Source organism: Microbispora sp. ZYX-F-249, from assembly GCF_039649665.1.
Lineage (GTDB): Bacteria > Actinomycetota > Actinomycetes > Streptosporangiales > Streptosporangiaceae > Microbispora > Microbispora maris.
This window is the reverse complement of the sequence record NZ_JBDJAW010000015.1, coordinates 101,083-117,595: the sequence shown is the minus strand read 5'-3', so window position 1 is coordinate 117,595 and position 16,513 is coordinate 101,083. Positions and strand designations below refer to the sequence as shown.

Annotated in this window: 13 protein-coding genes; 4 read left to right on the top strand and 9 right to left on the bottom strand. The window is 70.5% G+C overall.

Annotated elements, in window-relative coordinates:
- Positions 1-22: 22 nt before the first annotated feature.
- On the bottom strand, positions 23-1,153 hold the full coding sequence (locus tag AAH991_RS19590; RefSeq protein WP_346227304.1) for a site-2 protease family protein: 1,131 nt from the start codon (positions 1,151-1,153) through the stop codon (positions 23-25).
- A 158-nt stretch (positions 1,154-1,311) separates the two neighbouring features.
- Between AAH991_RS19590 and AAH991_RS19585 the strand changes: the two genes are divergently transcribed.
- The 3 genes from AAH991_RS19585 to AAH991_RS19575 all read left to right on the top strand — a co-directional run bounded on the left by AAH991_RS19585 (position 1,312) and on the right by AAH991_RS19575 (position 4,280).
- Positions 1,312-2,172, top strand: coding sequence for a RecB family exonuclease (locus tag AAH991_RS19585; RefSeq protein ID WP_346227303.1), 861 nt, complete (start codon positions 1,312-1,314; stop codon positions 2,170-2,172).
- Positions 2,173-2,251: 79 nt separating this feature from the next.
- Positions 2,252-3,541: a sensor histidine kinase gene (locus tag AAH991_RS19580; protein WP_346227302.1), complete on the top strand. Its 1,290-nt coding sequence runs from the start codon at positions 2,252-2,254 to the stop codon at positions 3,539-3,541.
- 55 nt (positions 3,542-3,596) lie between these two features.
- Positions 3,597-4,280 carry a response regulator gene (locus AAH991_RS19575; RefSeq protein ID WP_346227301.1) on the top strand — a complete coding sequence of 228 codons (684 nt, stop codon included), beginning with the start codon at positions 3,597-3,599 and terminating at the stop codon, positions 4,278-4,280.
- Positions 4,281-4,322: 42 nt separating this feature from the next.
- On the opposite strand, the gene AAH991_RS19570 is transcribed toward AAH991_RS19575, so the two are convergent.
- The 8 genes from AAH991_RS19570 to metH all read right to left on the bottom strand — a co-directional run bounded on the left by AAH991_RS19570 (position 4,323) and on the right by metH (position 15,431).
- Positions 4,323-5,360, bottom strand: coding sequence for an ABC transporter ATP-binding protein (locus AAH991_RS19570; protein WP_346227300.1), 1,038 nt, complete (start codon positions 5,358-5,360; stop codon positions 4,323-4,325).
- Positions 5,357-6,382, bottom strand: coding sequence for an ABC transporter ATP-binding protein (locus AAH991_RS19565; protein WP_346227299.1), 1,026 nt, complete (start codon positions 6,380-6,382; stop codon positions 5,357-5,359). The genes AAH991_RS19570 and AAH991_RS19565 overlap by 4 nt, the downstream gene beginning before the upstream one ends.
- Positions 6,379-7,398 carry an ABC transporter permease gene (locus tag AAH991_RS19560; protein ID WP_346227298.1) on the bottom strand — a complete coding sequence of 340 codons (1,020 nt, stop codon included), beginning with the start codon at positions 7,396-7,398 and terminating at the stop codon, positions 6,379-6,381. Before AAH991_RS19560 ends, AAH991_RS19565 begins: the two co-directional genes overlap by 4 nt.
- An 89-nt stretch (positions 7,399-7,487) precedes the next feature.
- Positions 7,488-9,245, bottom strand: a complete 1,758-nt coding sequence (locus AAH991_RS19555) for an ABC transporter substrate-binding protein (protein ID WP_346227297.1) — start codon at positions 9,243-9,245, stop codon at positions 7,488-7,490.
- Positions 9,246-9,318: 73 nt separating this feature from the next.
- On the bottom strand, positions 9,319-10,311 hold the full coding sequence (locus AAH991_RS19550) for an ABC transporter permease (protein ID WP_346227296.1): 993 nt from the start codon (positions 10,309-10,311) through the stop codon (positions 9,319-9,321).
- A 368-nt stretch (positions 10,312-10,679) separates the two neighbouring features.
- On the bottom strand, positions 10,680-11,174 hold the full coding sequence (locus AAH991_RS19545; protein WP_346227295.1) for a cellulose synthase: 495 nt from the start codon (positions 11,172-11,174) through the stop codon (positions 10,680-10,682).
- 70 nt (positions 11,175-11,244) lie between these two features.
- Entirely contained in the window at positions 11,245-11,886 is a 642-nt protein-coding gene (locus AAH991_RS19540) for an HAD family hydrolase (RefSeq protein ID WP_346227294.1), read from the bottom strand.
- An 80-nt stretch (positions 11,887-11,966) separates the two neighbouring features.
- On the bottom strand, positions 11,967-15,431 hold the full coding sequence (gene metH, locus AAH991_RS19535) for a methionine synthase (RefSeq protein WP_346227293.1): 3,465 nt from the start codon (positions 15,429-15,431) through the stop codon (positions 11,967-11,969).
- Positions 15,432-15,648: 217 nt separating this feature from the next.
- On the opposite strand from metH, the gene AAH991_RS19530 reads away from it, so the two are divergent.
- A complete protein-coding gene (locus AAH991_RS19530) occupies positions 15,649-16,503 on the top strand; it encodes a PAC2 family protein (protein WP_346227292.1) in 855 nt (284 codons plus the stop codon).
- Positions 16,504-16,513: the final 10 nt, after the last annotated feature.

Below are 16,513 nucleotides of genomic sequence, written 5' to 3'. Positions count from 1 at the left end.
GAGGCCGTTCCCCGGGCCGCGCTCACACACCGGTGAACATGCGGTTGACGTCGGCGGTGGCGAGCACGCCGTATATCTCCCCGCCCCTCTCGACGAGCAGGTACTCCGGCGCCGGGGTGTCCCGCATGGCGTCGAGCAGGGACTCCCCCTCCAGGTCGGCGCCGAGCACGAGCGAGGGCTCCAGGGCGCGCGACAGGGCGCCCACGTTCACCCACGGCCTGCGGTGCTCGGGAGTGGCGTTGACCGCGGCCTCGTTGACGATGCCGACAGGACGCCCGTCGTGTCCGACCACCACCATGGCCCCGGCCCCGGCCTCCTGGGCCCGGCGCAGGCCCTCCGACAGCGGCACCTCGGCGGTGACCGGGATCGCCCGGCGGGCCAGCGCCCGGGCCCGCAGCTGTGGCAGCCTGGCCCGCACGCGGGCCACCCGCAGCGACTGGGACGCGCCGAACCAGATGAACGACGCCAGCACCACGGTCCAGAGCATGCTGCCGATACCGGGCTCCTGCCCGGCCATCAGGTTCATCAGGAGCGGCACCACGACCACCGCCACCGCCACGCCCCGGCCGACCCACGCGGCGACCAGCGTGCCCGTGCCCGAGTCGCGCCTGACCTTCCACACGGCGGCCCGCAGCATCCGGCCGCCGTCGAGCGGCAGCCCCGGCAGCAGGTTGAACAGGCCGACGATCAGGTTGGACAGCCACAGCTGCCAGACGAGCACCTGCGCCAGGCCGCCCGGCGGCACGACGAACGCCTCCGCCAGCGCCCCGATCCCGGCCAGCCCCAGCGACAGCAGCGGCCCGGCGAAGGCGACGGCGAACTCGCGGCCCGCCGTCTCGGGCTCGCGCTCGATCTCCGAGACGCCGCCGAGCATGTAGAGGGTGATCCGGCGCACCGGCAGGCCGTAGTGCTTGGCCACGACGCAGTGCGCCAGCTCGTGCAGCAGCACGGAGACGTACAGCAGGACGGCGAAGGCCAGCGCGACGGCGTACGCCGCGGTCTCGCTGAAGCCCGGCAGCATGTCGGCGAACTGCGGCTGGAAGCTGATCGTGATGAACGCCGCCACGATGAGCCAGGTGGGCGAGACGTAGACGGGGATGCCGAACGGCCGTCCCATCCGCAGTCCGCTGGACTCCTTGACAGGTGTGCTCATGTGGCCGCCTTCCCCTCCCGCGCCCCTCGATGCTACGTGCCGGAGCGTGAGATCAGCCTAAGAGCTCGCCCGCCCGTCGCGCACCGTGCGATCGGCCACCCGGGGCGAGCGGGGGCGAGCGGGCGCGTTCTGTCGGCCCGGTGTCCTACAGTTCGGGCATGACCCTCGCCGAAGAGCGCGCCGTCATCGGGGCGCTTTCCCCCTCCCGGGCCGGTGACTTCATGACCTGCCCCCTGCTCTACCGGTTCAGGGTGATCGACCAGCTCCCCGAGCGGCCCTCGGCCGCCGCGGTCAGGGGCACGCTCGTTCACGCGGTGCTGGAGCGGCTCTACGACCTGCCCGCGGAGGCGCGCACGGTCGCCGCCGCGCAGGATCTGCTCGAGCCCCAGTGGCGGCGGCTGCTCTCCGAGGAGCCCGACTACGCGGGGCTGTTCGAGGACGACGGTGAGCGGGACGCCTGGCTGACGCAGGCGCGCGGCATGGTCGAGCGCTACTTCACGCTGGAGGATCCCCAGCGGCTGGAGCCCGCCGAGCGTGAGATGTACGTCGAGGTCGTGCTCGAGAGCGGGCTGCTGCTGCGCGGCTACATCGACCGTCTCGACGTGGCCCCGACCGGCGAGGTGCGGGTCGTGGACTACAAGACGGGAACGGCGCCGGGGCGCGAGTGGGAGGCCAAGGCGCTGTTCCAGATGAAGTTCTACGCGCTCGCGCTGTGGCGGCGCAGCGGCCAGGTCCCCCGGATGCTCCAGCTCATGTACCTGGGGAACGGCGAGATCGTCCGCTACGTCCCGGACGAGGCGGACCTGCGGGCGACCGAGCGCAAGGTCGAGGCGCTGTGGGCGGCCATCGAGCGCGCCGTGCGCACCAAGGAGTGGCGCGCCCGCCGCTCGCGCCTGTGCGACTGGTGCGACCACCAGGCGCTGTGCCCGGAGTTCGGCGGCACCCCGCCGCCCGTGCCCGACCGCGAGCCCGGGCTGTCCGCCCGCGTCAGCAGAAGGTCGGCCAGCGACGAGCTGTGAGCGGACTCATCCGCGGGGAGGATGCGCATATCCGTCCCGGGCAGGGTGGACGCGGGCGGTGACCGCCTAGATTTGGTACGTGCGCACCACCCCCGGCAGTACGCGGTCCTGGCTTCGGGCCCATTCCCTGGTCTCCGACTCGATCCTCGCGGTGGTGCTGACGACCGCGTCCCTGTGGTGGATCGTCTCGGCCGGGGATGCCGGCTGGCTGCGGTCCGCGCCGCCGCGCCCGGCGGACGCGCTGAACCTGATCCTGGCGGCGGCCTGCACGCTGCCGGTGGCTCTGCGCCGTGACCGGCCCTTCGTGCTGCTGGTGGCCACCTGCGTCCCCCAGGCGGTGCTGGACGCGCTCCACTACGATCCCGGGCTGAGCGAGTTCGGCGGCCTCGTCCTGCTCTACTCGGTCGCCGCCTACCGGGGGCTGACGCTGAGCGCGGCGGCCCTCCTCGTCTCCTTCTGCTCCTACCTCGCGAGCGCCCTCACCGGGATCATCACCCCGTCCTGGACCGACCACGTCGTGGTCATCGCCGTCCTGCTGCTGTGCTGGGTGTGCGGCCGGGCGCTGCGGCTGCGCCGCGCCTACCTCTCGGAGCTGGTCCAGCGGGCCGATCGGCTGGAGCGGGCGCGGGAGGCCGACACCAGGGCCGCCCGGGCGGAGGAGCGCTCCCGCATCGCGCGGGAGCTGCACGACGTCGTGGCCCACCACGTCAGCGTGATGACGGTCCAGGCCGCCGCCGCCCGCAAGATGCTCGACACCAAGCCCGACGTCGCGCGGGACGCCCTCACCGCCATCGAGGAGATGGGCCGCACGGCGATGGCGGAGATGCGCAGCATCGTCGGCGTGCTGCGCACCGACGGCCCGGCCGAGCGCGGGCCGCAGCCGGGCATGCAGGACCTGCCGGCGCTGGTGGAGCAGATGCGCGAGGCGGGCCTGCGGACCCAGCTGTGGATCGAGGGCGAGCGGCGCGGCCTGCCGCCCGGAGTCGACCTCGCCGCCTACCGGCTCGTGCAGGAGGCCCTGACCAACAGCCTGCGCCACGCCGGGCCCTCCGCCCGCGCCTGGGTCACCGTACGGCACGAGCCGGACGAGCTGAGCATCAACGTGGAGGACGACGGGCGCGGCGCGGCGGAGGAGTCGCTGCGGATCGGGGGCAAGGGCCACGGGCTGGTGGGCATCCGCGAGCGCGTCGCACTCTATGGTGGTGTCCTGCGGATCGGTCCCCGCACCGGAGGCGGATTCGAGGTCCGCGCCCATTTCCCCTTGGGCAACAGGCCCCTCGGTGACAGTCCCCTCAACCACAGTCCCCTCAACCACAGCCCGCTCGACCACAGCCCGCTCAAGCAGAGCCCCCTCGAGGACAGAGCATGACGATCAGGGTGTCCCCCTCCGCCCGGCGGCCCGCCTCCCCCGGGACGGCCGCATCATGACGATCCGGGTGTTGCTGGTCGACGACCAGCCGCTGCTGCGCACCGGGTTCCGCTTCATCCTGGAGGCGGAGCCGGACGTCACCGTCGTGGGCGAGGCGGGCGACGGCGCGGTGGCCATGGAGCAGTCCCGGGCCCTGCTGCCCGACGTGGTGCTCATGGACATCCGCATGCCCGGCACCGACGGCATCGAGGCGACCCGCCGCATCGTGCGGGAGGCCGCGCCGAGCGCCCACGTGCCGAAGGTGCTCGTGCTGACCACGTTCGACCTGGACGAGTACATCGTGGAGGCGCTGCGCGCGGGCGCGAGCGGGTTCCTCCTCAAGGACGTGCCGCCGGACGAGCTGGTCCAGGCGATCCGCGTGGTGGCGGCGGGCGACGCGATCGTGGCGCCGAGCGTCACCCGGCGGTTGCTGGACAGGTTCGCCACCCGGCTGCCCTCCGCGCACCAGCAGGCCACCCCGGCGCGGCTCGACCGGCTCACCGAGCGCGAGCTCGAAGTGCTGCGCCTGATCGCGAAGGGCATGTCGAACGCCGAGATCGCCGCCCAGCTCGTGGTCAGCGAGACGACCGTGAAGACCCACGTCGGCAACGTGCTGACCAAGCTGGGGCTGCGCGACCGGGTCCAGGCCGTCGTGCTCGCCTACGAGACCGGCCTGATCGTCCCCGGCGCCTTCTCCTGACCGCCCCGGCCCGGCGTCGCCGGGCCGGGGGCGTGGCCGGGCTCAGTCCGCGGGCGCGGCGGCCGGCTCCTGCTGCGCCGCGGCGGCGCTCCCGGACGGCGCGTTCTCCGGGAAGTGGCAGGCCGCCTGGTGGCCGGGGGCCAGCGTCAGCAGCGGCGGCTCGACCTGCCGGCAGATGTCCTGCGCCTTCCAGCACCGGGTGTGGAACCGGCAGGCGGGCGGCGGGTTGAGCGGGGAGGGCACGTCGCCCTGCAGCCGGATGCGCTCCCGCTCCTTGCGCCGCTTCGGGTCCGGGATCGGCACCGCCGACAGCAGCGCGTTGGTGTACGGATGCATCGGCGATTCGTACAGGCCCTTGCGGTCGGCGATCTCGACGATCTTGCCGAGGTACATCACCGCGACCCGGTCGCTGATGTGCCGGACCACCGACAGGTCGTGCGCGATCACCACGTACGTCAGGTCGAGCTCGCTCTGCAGGTCCTCCAGCAGGTTGACGACCTGGGCCTGGATCGACACGTCGAGCGCGGAGACCGGCTCGTCCGCGATGATCAGCTTGGGCTTGAGCGCGAGCGTCCTGGCGATGCCGATGCGCTGGCGCTGGCCGCCCGAGAACTCGTGCGGATAGCGGTTGTAGTGCTCCGGGTTCAGGCCGACCAGCTCGAGGATCTCCTGGACCGCCTTCTTGGTGCCCTGCTCGGTCTTGATGCCCTGGATCCGGAACGGCGCGCCCACGATGGCGCCGACCGTGTGCCGGGGGTTGAGCGAGCTGTAGGGGTCCTGGAAGATGATCTGCACGTCCCTGCGGAGCGGGCGCAACCGGCCCTGGGACATGTGCGAGATGTCGTTGCCCTCGAAGACGATCTTGCCGCCGGTGGGCTCGATCAGCCGGGTGATGAGGCGTCCGGTGGTGGTCTTGCCGCATCCCGACTCGCCGACCAGGCCGAGGGTCTCGCCCTTCCTCACGTCGAAGCTGATGCCGTCGACGGCCCTGACCGCGCCGACCTGCCGCTTGAGCAGGCCCTTCGTGACCGGGAAGTGCTTCTCCAGCCCCTGTACGGACAGCAAGGGCTCCTCGTTCACGAAGCCTCCAGGTTCGGCTTGATCTCGTTGTCCCAGATGGCGCGCCTGCGCTCGCGCGTCAGGTGGCAGCGCACCAGGTGGCCGCCCTCGGTCTCCAGCAGCTCGGGGACCTCCGTCGCGGCCCGCCCGGCCGTACGCTCCTCGAACGCGCAGCGCGGGTGGAAGGCGCAGCCGGACGGCACGTTGATCAGCGAGGGCGGCGAGCCCTTGATCGGCAGCAGCCGTTCCGTCGGCTCGCGGTCCAGCCGCGGCATCGAGCCGAGCAGGCCCCAGGTGTAGGGGTGCTCCGGCCGCTCGAAGATGTCCTCGGACGTCCCGTACTCGACGCACTTGCCGCCGTACATCACGAGGATGTCGTCGGACAGCTCGGCGACGACGCCGAGGTCGTGGGTGATGACGATCAGCGCGGCGTCGAAGTCGCGCTGCAGGTCGCGCATCAGGTCGAGGATCTGCGCCTGCACGGTCACGTCGAGCGCGGTCGTCGGTTCGTCGGCGATCAGCAGTTCGGGGTCGCAGCTCAGCGCCATCGCGATCATGGCGCGCTGCCGCATGCCGCCGGAGAACTCGTGGGGGTAGCTGTCCACGCGCCGCTCCGGCTGCGGGATGCCCACCCGGCCGAGCATGTCGATCGCGTGCTTGCGCGCGACCTTCTTGCTGACGTCGTTGTGGATGCGGTAGGCCTCGATGATCTGGTTGCCGACCGTGTAGAACGGGTGCATCGCCGACAGCGGGTCCTGGAAGATCATCGCCATCTTCTTGCCGCGCAGCGTCCGCACGTGCTCCTGGCTGGCGCCGACGAGTTCCTCGCCGTCCAGCCAGATCTCGCCGGAGATGCGGGCGCGCCCGCCCTTGTGCAGGCCGAGGATGCCGAGGCTGGTCACGCTCTTCCCGGAGCCGGACTCGCCGACGATGCCGAGCGTCTTGCCCCGCTCCAGCGTGAACGACAGCCCGTCGACGGACTTGACCAGGCCGTCGTCGGTCGGGAAGTGGATCCGCAGGTCCTTCAGTTCCAGGAAGCTCATCCCAGCCTCACCCTCGGGTCCACGACGGCGTACAGGAGGTCGACGATCAGGTTCGCGAAGACCACGAAGAACGCGGCGACGAGCACGACGCCCATGACCTTCGGCAGGTCCTGCGCGAGGATCGCGTCGATCGCGTACTTGCCCATGCCGGGCAGCGAGTAGGTGCTCTCGGTGAGCACGGCGCCGCCGAGCAGCAGGCCGAGGTCGAGGCCGAAGATCGTGATGATCGGGGTCAGCGCGCCGCGCAGGCCGTGCTTGACCACGACCGTCCGCTCGTGCAGGCCCTTGGCCCGGGCGGTGCGGATGTAGTCCTCGTTCATCGTCTCCAGCATGCCCGCCCGGGTGAGCCGTGCGTAGCCGGCGGCGTACAGGAAGGCCAGCGTGATCCACGGCAGGATCAGGTTGTAGGCCCACATCGCCGGGTTCTCCTCGAACGGCGTGAAACTCCCGCCCGGCGCGGTGATGCGGAACGGTGTGCCGTAGCTGAAGACGACCAGCGAGACGATGCCGGTGAAGAAGATCGGCAGTGACACGCCGGCCAGGGCGACGCTCATCGCGGCCCGGTCGAAGAAGCTGCCGCGTCTCAGCGCGGACAGCACGCCGGTCGCGACACCGGCGATCACCCAGATGACCGCGGCCCCGATGGCCAGCGAGATCGTCACGGGCAGCCGGTTGAGCAGGTCCGGCCAGACGGGAAGCCGGGTGAGGAAGGAGTAGCCGAAGCAGGGCGCCGGGCAGTGCTCCACGCCGGGACCGTAGTCGTAGTCGGCTCCGGCGACGATGCCCTTGGCGAACCGCCCGTACTGCACGATCAGCGGATCGTTGAAGCCGAGCTTCTCAGCCGCGATCTTCACCTGTTCCGCGGAGGCGGTGCGCCCCACGTAGCGCGCGGCGAGGCTCTCCGAGGTGGCGCCCGCCAGGCGGGGCACCAGGAAGAAGATGGCGAACGTGGCGATGCTCACGATGGTGAGCATCGCGACCGCCCAGATCAGCCGCCGGATGATGTATGTGACCACAGTCCCCCCGGCTCCGGGGGCCGGCCCTGTGGGACCGGCCCCCTTGCCGCGTTCACGCGTCTATCGGATCTTCTGGTCTCGGCGGGCGCTTACTTGACGCCCATGCCGAGGTAGTCGTACATGCCGTACGCGTCGTTGACGAAGATGTTCGTCGCGTTCTTGCTGCGCACGAGCAGGGTCTTCGTCCACACGTTCGGCAGGATGAAGGAGTCCTCCATGACCTTCTTGTCGATCTGGGTCCAGATCGCGTTGCGGGCGTTGGTGTCGGTCTCCTTCATCGCCTGGTCGACGAGCTTGTCGACCTCGGGGTCGCGGACGCTGATGTTGGAGGAGCCGCCGGTCTCGCGGATGACGCGGCTGTCGACGATCTGCTGCAGGAAGCCGAAGCCGTCGGGCCAGTCGGACTGCCAGCCGTTCATGGCCAGGCCGATCTTGTTCTCCTTGGCGTAGCCCGGCTTGCCGGCGTACAGGGCGAAGTAGTCGGCCTGCGGGAACGGCTTGAGCGTGAGCTTGATGCCGACCCGGCCGAGCGACTGCTGCAGCGCCTCGGCGGCCTGCTTCTCCTTCGGCCGCTCGGCGCGGTAGGAGATGTTGGTCTCGAAGCCGTTCGGCTGGCCGCAGGCGGTCAGCGCCTCCTTGGCCTTGGCCAGGTCACCCTTGTTGTCGGCGCCCGGCGGGTAGAGGTTGAAGTCCTCGTGACCGGGGATCGCCGGCGGCAGCAGGCTGGTCGCGATCTGACCGCCGGAGAACTCGCCGCCCCAGGCGGTCTGGAGGGCGACCTTGTCCGTGGCGTACTGGACGGCCTTGCGGCAGTCGATGTTGTCGAGCGGCGCGACGTTGCCGTTGATCGAGGTGTACCAGAGGCGAGTGCTGGTCGGGTTGTCGGAGTTCGCCTTCATGGCGGGGTCGGACAGGACCCGGCCGAGGGCCGCCGACTGGATGCCGATGCCCGCGACGTCGACGTCGAGGTCGCCGGCGATGATCCGGTTGTCGATGTCGTCGGCGTTGACGTTGGTGGAGACCTCGTAGCCGTCCGGCAGCGCCTTGCGGTTCGGGTCCGTCGCCGGGTCCCACTGGTCGTTGCGGACCAGCGTGAAGCCCTTGCCGATCTCGTTCTTCTCGAACTTGTACGGCCCGGTGGAGATGATGTGCTCCTTGTACTTCGCGCCGGTGTCCTTGTCCTTGGGGACCGGGATCGTGGCGGGAAGCTGGGCGAAGTAGTCGAAGTTGCTCAGCGGCTGCTTCAGGTGGAAGACGATCGTGTAGTCGTCGGGCGTCTCGATGGCGCTGTCGGTGTTGACGTCCTTCGACTTGTACGCGCCCTTGTAGCCCTTCGGCCAGTCGAGGAAGTCGTTGAAGTAGGTGTATCCGTCGGGGAACACCTCCTTGTCGAACGACCGCTCCACCGCGTACTTCACGTCCTTGGACGTGACCGGGGTGCCGTCCTCGAACTTGATGCCCTTCTTGAGCTTGTAGGTCCAGGTCTTGGCGTCGTCGCTGGGCGTGCCCAGGTCCTCGGCGAGGTCGGGGGTGAGCTGGTTGCCCTCCTTGCCCACGGCGGACTTGAACATCAGCAGCGACCGGCCGTACAGGCGGATGAAGTTCCAGGAGTAGCCGTAGTAGGTGTCGCCCGGGTCGAGGGAGTCCCAGTCACCGCCGTTGGCGAACTTGAGGATGCCGCCCTTCTTGTCGGACGGGTTGACCACCCCCGTCAGGGCGGCGTTGAACTCACCCGTGGCGTTCGCGCCGCCGTCGGCGGCGCCGCCGGAGGACGACGGCGTGCTGCTGCCCGAACCGCCGCCGCAGGCGGCCACGGCGAGGGCGAGCACGGCGCCGGTGGCCGCCATACCCAGTCTTCTTCTTAGCATTGCAAACCCCTTGGTGATAGGAGCCGGGGGACTTTACGGGGAAAGGGAGGGCTCAGCGGGCCTTCGGGTCGAGAGCGTCCCGCAGGCCGTCGCCGAACAGGTTGAACGCCAGGACCGTGATGAAGATCGCCATGCCGGGGAAGAACATGAAGTGCGGGATCGTGTAGAACCGCACCGCCTCGGCGAGCATGCCACCCCAGGTGGGGGTGGGCGGGCGCACGCCGACCCCGAGGAACGACAGCGCCGCCTCGAACAATACGTTCGTGGGGATCAGCAGCGTCGAGTAGATGAGGATCGGCGCGACCAGGTTCGGCAGCAGCTCGCGGAAGATGATGTACGGCCCCCGCGCCCCGAGGCTGCGCGCCGCGTCCACGAACTCCCGCTCGCGCAGCGACAGCGTCTGCCCCCGGATGATCCGCCCGATGTACGGCCAGTTGAAGAAGCCGATGATGAACACCAGCAGCGAGACGCGCAGCGTGTCGCCGGTCAGGCCGAACGCCGAGTCGGGGACGACGCCCGCCAGCGCGATCGCGAAGACGAGAATCGGGAAGGCCAGGAAGACGTCCATGGCCTTGCTGATGATCGAGTCGACCAGGCCGCCGAAGTATCCCGCGGTGACCCCGAGCAGGGTGCCGATGACCACCGAGAGAAGCGTGGCCAGGAAGGCGATGAGCAGCGAGATCCGCGCGCCGTACACGACCCGGCTGAAGATGTCGCGGCCGTTGACCGGCTCGATGCCGAACAGGTGGTCGGCGCTGATGCCCGTGCCCGTCTTGGGCGCCATGGTGGAGGAGTCGATCAGATCGGAGTTGAACTGCGTGGGGTCCTGCCCGAACGCTCCGGCGATCACCGGGGCGAAGACCGCGACCAGGATCAGGAAGATGACGATCAGACCGCCGGCGAGCGCGACCTTGTCGCGCTTGAGACGCATCCAGGCGATCTGACCGAGGGACCGGCCCTGGATCGCCTTCCTGCCCGCCCCGTCGACGACGGCCTCCGGGGTGGCCTTTGCGTCCCCACCGGTGACGTCCATCGGCGCGGTCATCGATCCTCCTTCGCCCTGCCCGAGCCGACCGCGCCCGCGGTGACATGCTCGGGGAAGCCCGGGATCGATCCGGCGGCGGAGTAGCGGTGGCCGCTCACGACCTTGCCTCGCACGGCCATTTGGTGCAGGCCCCCTGGATCCCAGACGACATTGTCCGTAGGGGGCCCGCGTGGTGTGCGACCCCCGGAGGCAGAATCTATGGTCTGAGCTGGGCTGACCAGTCCCCAGAGGCGCCCTGTGGCTCAACTGTGATTCACGCGAAACTCATTCGTGTTGATCTTGAAGGGTTTGTCGGAGTCGCGTTCCGATTATGTCTTGGGACTGTGACATTGCACTGGCCGGTAACTTGGTCCCACAATGTGGGATGATCAGCTGATCCCGCGGCGCTTCAGGATGTCCTCGATGTCCGAGAAATCATCCGCAGCGGTCTGTTCGACCTGACGCGGTGCCGTCTTCCCGGTTTGTGCCGCTTTAGGGGTGACCGTGTCAGGCGTGGCGGCCCGCCCGGGCGCCGCGGTGGCGCCGCCCGGCTCCGGCCGTGCCGTACGCGACCGGGACAGGGCACGACCGCGCAGCGTGCCGGAGACGACGAACAGCAGCGCCGACAGCCCGGCCAGGATCACTCCGGCCCAGACGGAGGGCGACAGGACCAGGCCGGTCACGAAACCCACCGCCGCCGCGCCGATGTTCCAGAGCGTCTGCAGCGCGCCGGTGAGATAGGCGGCCAACGGCAGCAGGGACCAGGCGGTGGCCCGCAGGCCGGCGGTCACCCCCCGGCGCCGGAAGGCCAGGTAACTGAGCCCGATTCCCACCGCGGTGAGGCCGGCGCACAGCGGCAGCCAGGCGATGTCGTTGAATGTCATGACGGGGCCCCCTTAGTCCACGGTGTACCCCCATCCTGGCACCCGCGGCGCGATCATGCGGGGGCCCGCGCTACCGGACGAGCGCCCGCAGGAACTCGACGTCCACGTCGACCAGCGAGGGCATGACGACCCGCCCGGGCGCCTGGGCGATCGGCAGGACGCCCGGCACGGCGACCACCCGGCAGCCCGCCGCGGTCGCCGAGGCGACGCCGTTCGGCGAGTCCTCCAGCGCGACGCACCGCTCTGGGTCCACCGAGAGCAGGCCGGCCGCGGTCAGGTACGGCTCCGGGTGCGGCTTGGTGTTCGTGACGTCGTCGGCCGTGACGACGATCTCGAAGTGCTCCCGGCCCACGGCCTTCAGCACGGCGTCGGCGATGATCCGCAGCGACGAGGTGACCAGCGCGGTGCGCACCCCGTGGTCGCCGAGCCCGCGCAGCAGGTCGAGCGCTCCCGGCATGGGTTCGACGCCTCTCGACAGGCGGCTCTCCATCCCGTCGATCAGCCACTCCCCCACCACCGCGGGGTCGACGTCGGCCTGCGTCAGCTCCAGCATGTACGCGACCGTGCGGTCCCAGGAGCCGCCCACGAGCTGCTCCTGGTGCTCCGGGCCCCAGGCTCCGCCGAGGCGGGTGACCACCTCGGTCTCGACCTCGAACCACACCCCTTCGGTGTCGACGAGCAATCCGTCCATGTCGAACAGCACGGCGTCCACGTGGCCCCTTCCCCCGGTGAGACCCCCGATCAGGGGGGACCAACATGGTAAGGGGCGCCCGTGGACGCCGATGCGGCCGGTCAGACGTTGAAGTACTTCGCCTCGGGATGGTGGACGACCAGGGCCGAGGTGGCCTGCTCGGGGTGCAGCTGGAACTCCTCCGACAGCGTCACGCCGATCCGCGACGGGTCGAGCAGCTCCATGACCTGCACCTGGTCCTCCAGGTTGGGGCAGGCCGGGTAGCCGAAGGAGTAGCGGCAGCCGGCGATGTTCACCTTGAGCATGTCGGCCAGCGACTCGTCGCCGCCGATGCCCAGCTCCGAGCGCACCCGCGCGTGCCAGTACTCGGCCAGCGCCTCGGTGAGCTGCACCGACAGGCCATGCAGCTCCAGGTATTCGCGGTAGGCGTCCTTCGCGAACAGCTCCGCCGTGGCCTCGCTGATCCGGTTGCCCATCGTGACGACCTGGAAGGCGACGACGTCGGTCTCGCCGGACTCGCGGGAGCGGAAGAAGTCCGCCAGGCACAGGTGCCGGTCGCGACGCTGGCGCGGGAAGGTGAAGCGGGTCCGCTCCTTCCCGTCGTCGTCCAGGATGATCAGGCTGTCGCCCTCGCTGACGCAGCGGAAGTAGCCGTAGGCCACCGCCGCCTCCAGCAGGTTCTCCGTCTGCAGCCGCTCCAGCCACATGCGCAGCCGGGGCCTGCCCTCGGTCTCGACCAGCTCCTCGTACGACGGTCCGTCGCCGCCCCGGGCGGCCTTGAGGCCCCACTGGCCCATGAACGTCGCCCGCTCGTCCAGGAAGGCGGCGTAGTCGGCCAGCGGGACGCCCTTCACGACCCGGTCGCCGACGAACGGCGGGGTGGGCACCGGGTTGTCCGCCGCGACGTCGGAGCGGGCCGGCAGGTCCTCCTCGGCGGTCCGCGTGAGCACCGCCCCGGTCTTCACCCGCCGCGCGCGCAGCGGCGGCAGCGTCGCGCCGTCCTCGCCGCGCTTGACCGCCATGAAGGCGTCCATGAGCCGCAGGCCCTCGAACGCGTCACGCGCGTAGCGGACCTCGCCCCGGTACAGGTCGGCCAGGTCCTGCTCGACGTACGCCCTGGTCAAGGCGGCGCCGCCGAGCAGCACCGGATACTTGTCGGCGATCCCCCGGGAGTTCATCTCCTCGAGGTTCTCCTTCATGACCACCGTGGACTTCACCAGGAGCCCGGACATGCCGACCACGTCGGCGCGGTGCTCCTCGGCGGCCTCCAGGATCGCCGACACCGGCTGCTTGATGCCGAGGTTCACCACGTCGTAGCCGTTGTTGGACAGGATGATGTCCACGAGGTTCTTGCCGATGTCGTGGACGTCGCCCTTGACCGTGGCCAGCACGATGCGGCCCTTGCTGCTGCCCTCGACCTTCTCCATGTGCGGTTCGAGGTAGGCGACGGCCGTCTTCATCACCTCGGCCGACTGCAGCACGAAGGGCAGCTGCATCTCGCCGGAGCCGAACAGGTCGCCGACGACCTTCATGCCGTCGAGCAGCACGTCGTTGATGATCTCCAGGGCCGGCCGCTGGGCCAGGGCCTCGTCGAGGTCGGCCTCCAGGCCCTTGCGCTCGCCGTCGATGATGCGCCGCTTGAGCCGCTCCCACAGCGGCAGCCCGGCCAGCTCGGCCGCCTTGCCGGCCTTCATGGACGCCGCGTCCACGCCCTCGAACAGCTCCATGAACCGCTGCAGCGGGTCGTAGCCCTCGCGCCTGCGGTCGTACACCAGGTCGAGCGCGACCTGCCGCTGCTCGTCCGGGATCCGGTTCATCGGCAGGATCTTGGAGGCGTGCACGATCGCGGAGTCGAGCCCCGCATTGACGCACTCGTTCAGGAAGACGCTGTTGAGCACCATGCGGGCGGCCGGGTTGAGGCCGAACGACACGTTGGAGACGCCCAGCGTGGTCTGCACACCCGGGTAGCGGCGCTTGAGCTCGCGGATCGCCTCGATCGTCTCCAGGCCGTCGCGCCGGGTCTCCTCCTGGCCGGTGGCGATGGGGAACGTGAGGCAGTCGACGATGATGTCCTCGACCCGCATGCCCCAGGAGTTCACGAGGTCCTCGACGAGGCGGGTGGCGATCCGCACCTTCGCCTCGGCGGTGCGGGCCTGGCCCTCCTCGTCGATGGTCAGCGCGACCACGGCCGCGCCGTGCTCCTTCACCAGGCGCATGATCTTCTGGTAGCGCGAGTCCGGGCCGTCGCCGTCCTCGTAGTTCACCGAGTTGACCACGGCCCGGCCGCCGAGCATCTCCAGCCCGGCCTCCAGCACCGCCGGCTCGGTGGAGTCGATCACGATCGGCAGCGTCGAGGCGGTGGCGAACCGGAAGGCCAGCTCCTTCATGTCGGTCACGCCGTCACGGCCGACGTAGTCGACGCACAGGTCGAGCATGTGCGCGCCGTCGCGGGCCTGCGCCCGGGCGATCTCCACGCATTCCTCGTAGTCCCCGGCCAGCATCGCCTCGCGGAACGCCTTGGAGCCGTTGGCGTTGGTCCGCTCGCCGATGGCGAGGTAGGAGGTGTCCTGGCGGAACGGCACGTGCTGGTAGAGCGACGCCGCGCCCGCCTCCGGACGGGGCCGCCGCTCGGCGCGGGCGCGGCCGCCCACCCGCTCGACCACCTGGCGCAGGTGCTCGGGGGTGGTGCCGCAGCAGCCGCCCACCAGCGCGAGCCCGTAGTCGCGGGTGAACGCCTCGTGCGCGTCCGCCAGCTCCGCCGGGCTCAGCGGGTAGTACGCGCCGTCGGCCGTGAGCTGCGGCAGACCGGCGTTCGGCATGCAGGAGATCGGGATCCGCGCGTGCCTGGCCAGGTAGCGCAGGTGCTCGCTCATCTCGGTGGGGCCGGTGGCGCAGTTGAGGCCGATCAGGTCGACGCCGAGCGGCTCGATCGCGGTCAGCGCGGCGCCGATCTCGGAGCCGAGCAGCATCGCGCCGTTGGTCTCGATGGTGACCTGCGCGATGATCGGCACGTCCCGCCCGGCGGCCTCGACCGCCCGCTTCGCTCCGACGACCGCCGCCCGCACCTGCAGCAGGTCCTGGCAGGTCTCGATGATCAGGGCGTCCGCCCCGCCCGCGACCAGGCCTGCGGCGTTGTCGCGGTAGGCGTCGCGCAGCGTCTCGTACGGCAGGTGGCCGAGCGTGGGGAGCTTCGTGCCGGGACCCATCGAGCCGAGGACGAACCGGGGCCTGTCCGGCGTCGACCAGTGGTCGGCCCGCTCCCTGGCCAGCCGCGCGCCGGCCTCGGACAGCTCGAAGATGCGGTCCTCGATGCCGTACTCGCCCAGGGCCGCCCGGTTGGCGTTGAAGGTGTTCGTCTCGACGCAGTCGACGCCCACCTCCAGGTACGCGTCGTGCACGGCCCGCACGATGTCGGGCCGGCTCACGTTGAGCACGTCGTTGCAGCCCTCGTGGCCCTGGAAGTCGTCAAGGGTGGGGTCGTAGGACTGCAGCATCGTCCCCATCGCTCCGTCGGCGATCAGAACTCGCTCGGACAGCACTTCTCGGAACGACGGTCTGCTGGTCATGGACCAAGCCTATCGGCCCCGCCGGACGGAACACGGATCGTGCGCGCGAAACGGGAATACCGGCCGGGTAAGGGGCGGCCGATTCCCGGCCGCCGGAGCGGCGCCGCAGGTCGGGGCAGCGCGACGGGCCGGTGCCCGGCGGAGGTGACGTACGGGGCCCCTCACCGAATAGTCTTGGACTGAGCCATACTGCACAAGGCCAGTGAGGAGGCGGCGCGTGATCGAGTTCGAAGGGCTCCCCGAGCTCGTCGACCCGGTGCTGATCGCCGCGTTCGAGGGATGGAACGACGCCGGCGAGGCGTCCAGCGGCGTGCTCGCACACCTCGAGTCCGAGTGGAAGGCCACCCCGCTGGTCGAGCTGGACCCGGAGGACTACTACGACTTCCAGGTGACCCGGCCGGTGGTCGAGCTCGGCGACGGCCTGACCCGCTCGATCGTCTGGCCGACGACCCGGCTGCTGCTGGCCCGCCCGCAGGGCGCCAAGCGCGACGTGGTGCTGCTGCGCGGCATCGAGCCGAACATGCGGTGGCGGTCGTTCTGCGCCGAGATCGTCGGGCTCTGCCACGATCTCGGCATCGAGCTGGCCATCCTGCTCGGCGCGCTGCTCAACGACTCGCCGCACACCCGGCCCGTGCCGATCACCGGCTCGGTGAGCGACCCCGGCATGGCCCGCGCGCTCAACCTGGAGATGACCAAGTACGAGGGCCCGACGGGCATCGTGGGCGTGCTGCAGCACACCCTGGGCACCGCGGGGCTGCGTACGGTGTCCCTGTGGGCGTCGGTCCCGCACTACGTCGCCCAGCCGCCCAACCCGAAGGCCACCCTGGCCTTGCTGCGCCGCATCGAGGACATGCTCGACATCCCGATGCCGTACGGCGACCTGGCCGAGGAGGCCCGGGCCTGGGAGCACGGCGTGGACGAGCTGGCGGCCCAGGACAGCGAGGTCGCCGAATACGTGCGGGAGCTGGAGGAGCGCAAGGACGCCGCCGAGCTGCCCGAGGCCAGCGGCGACGCCATCGCCGCGGAGTTCGAGCGCTACCTGCGCCGCCGCGACCGCGGCACCGACCGCTGACCTCCGGGCG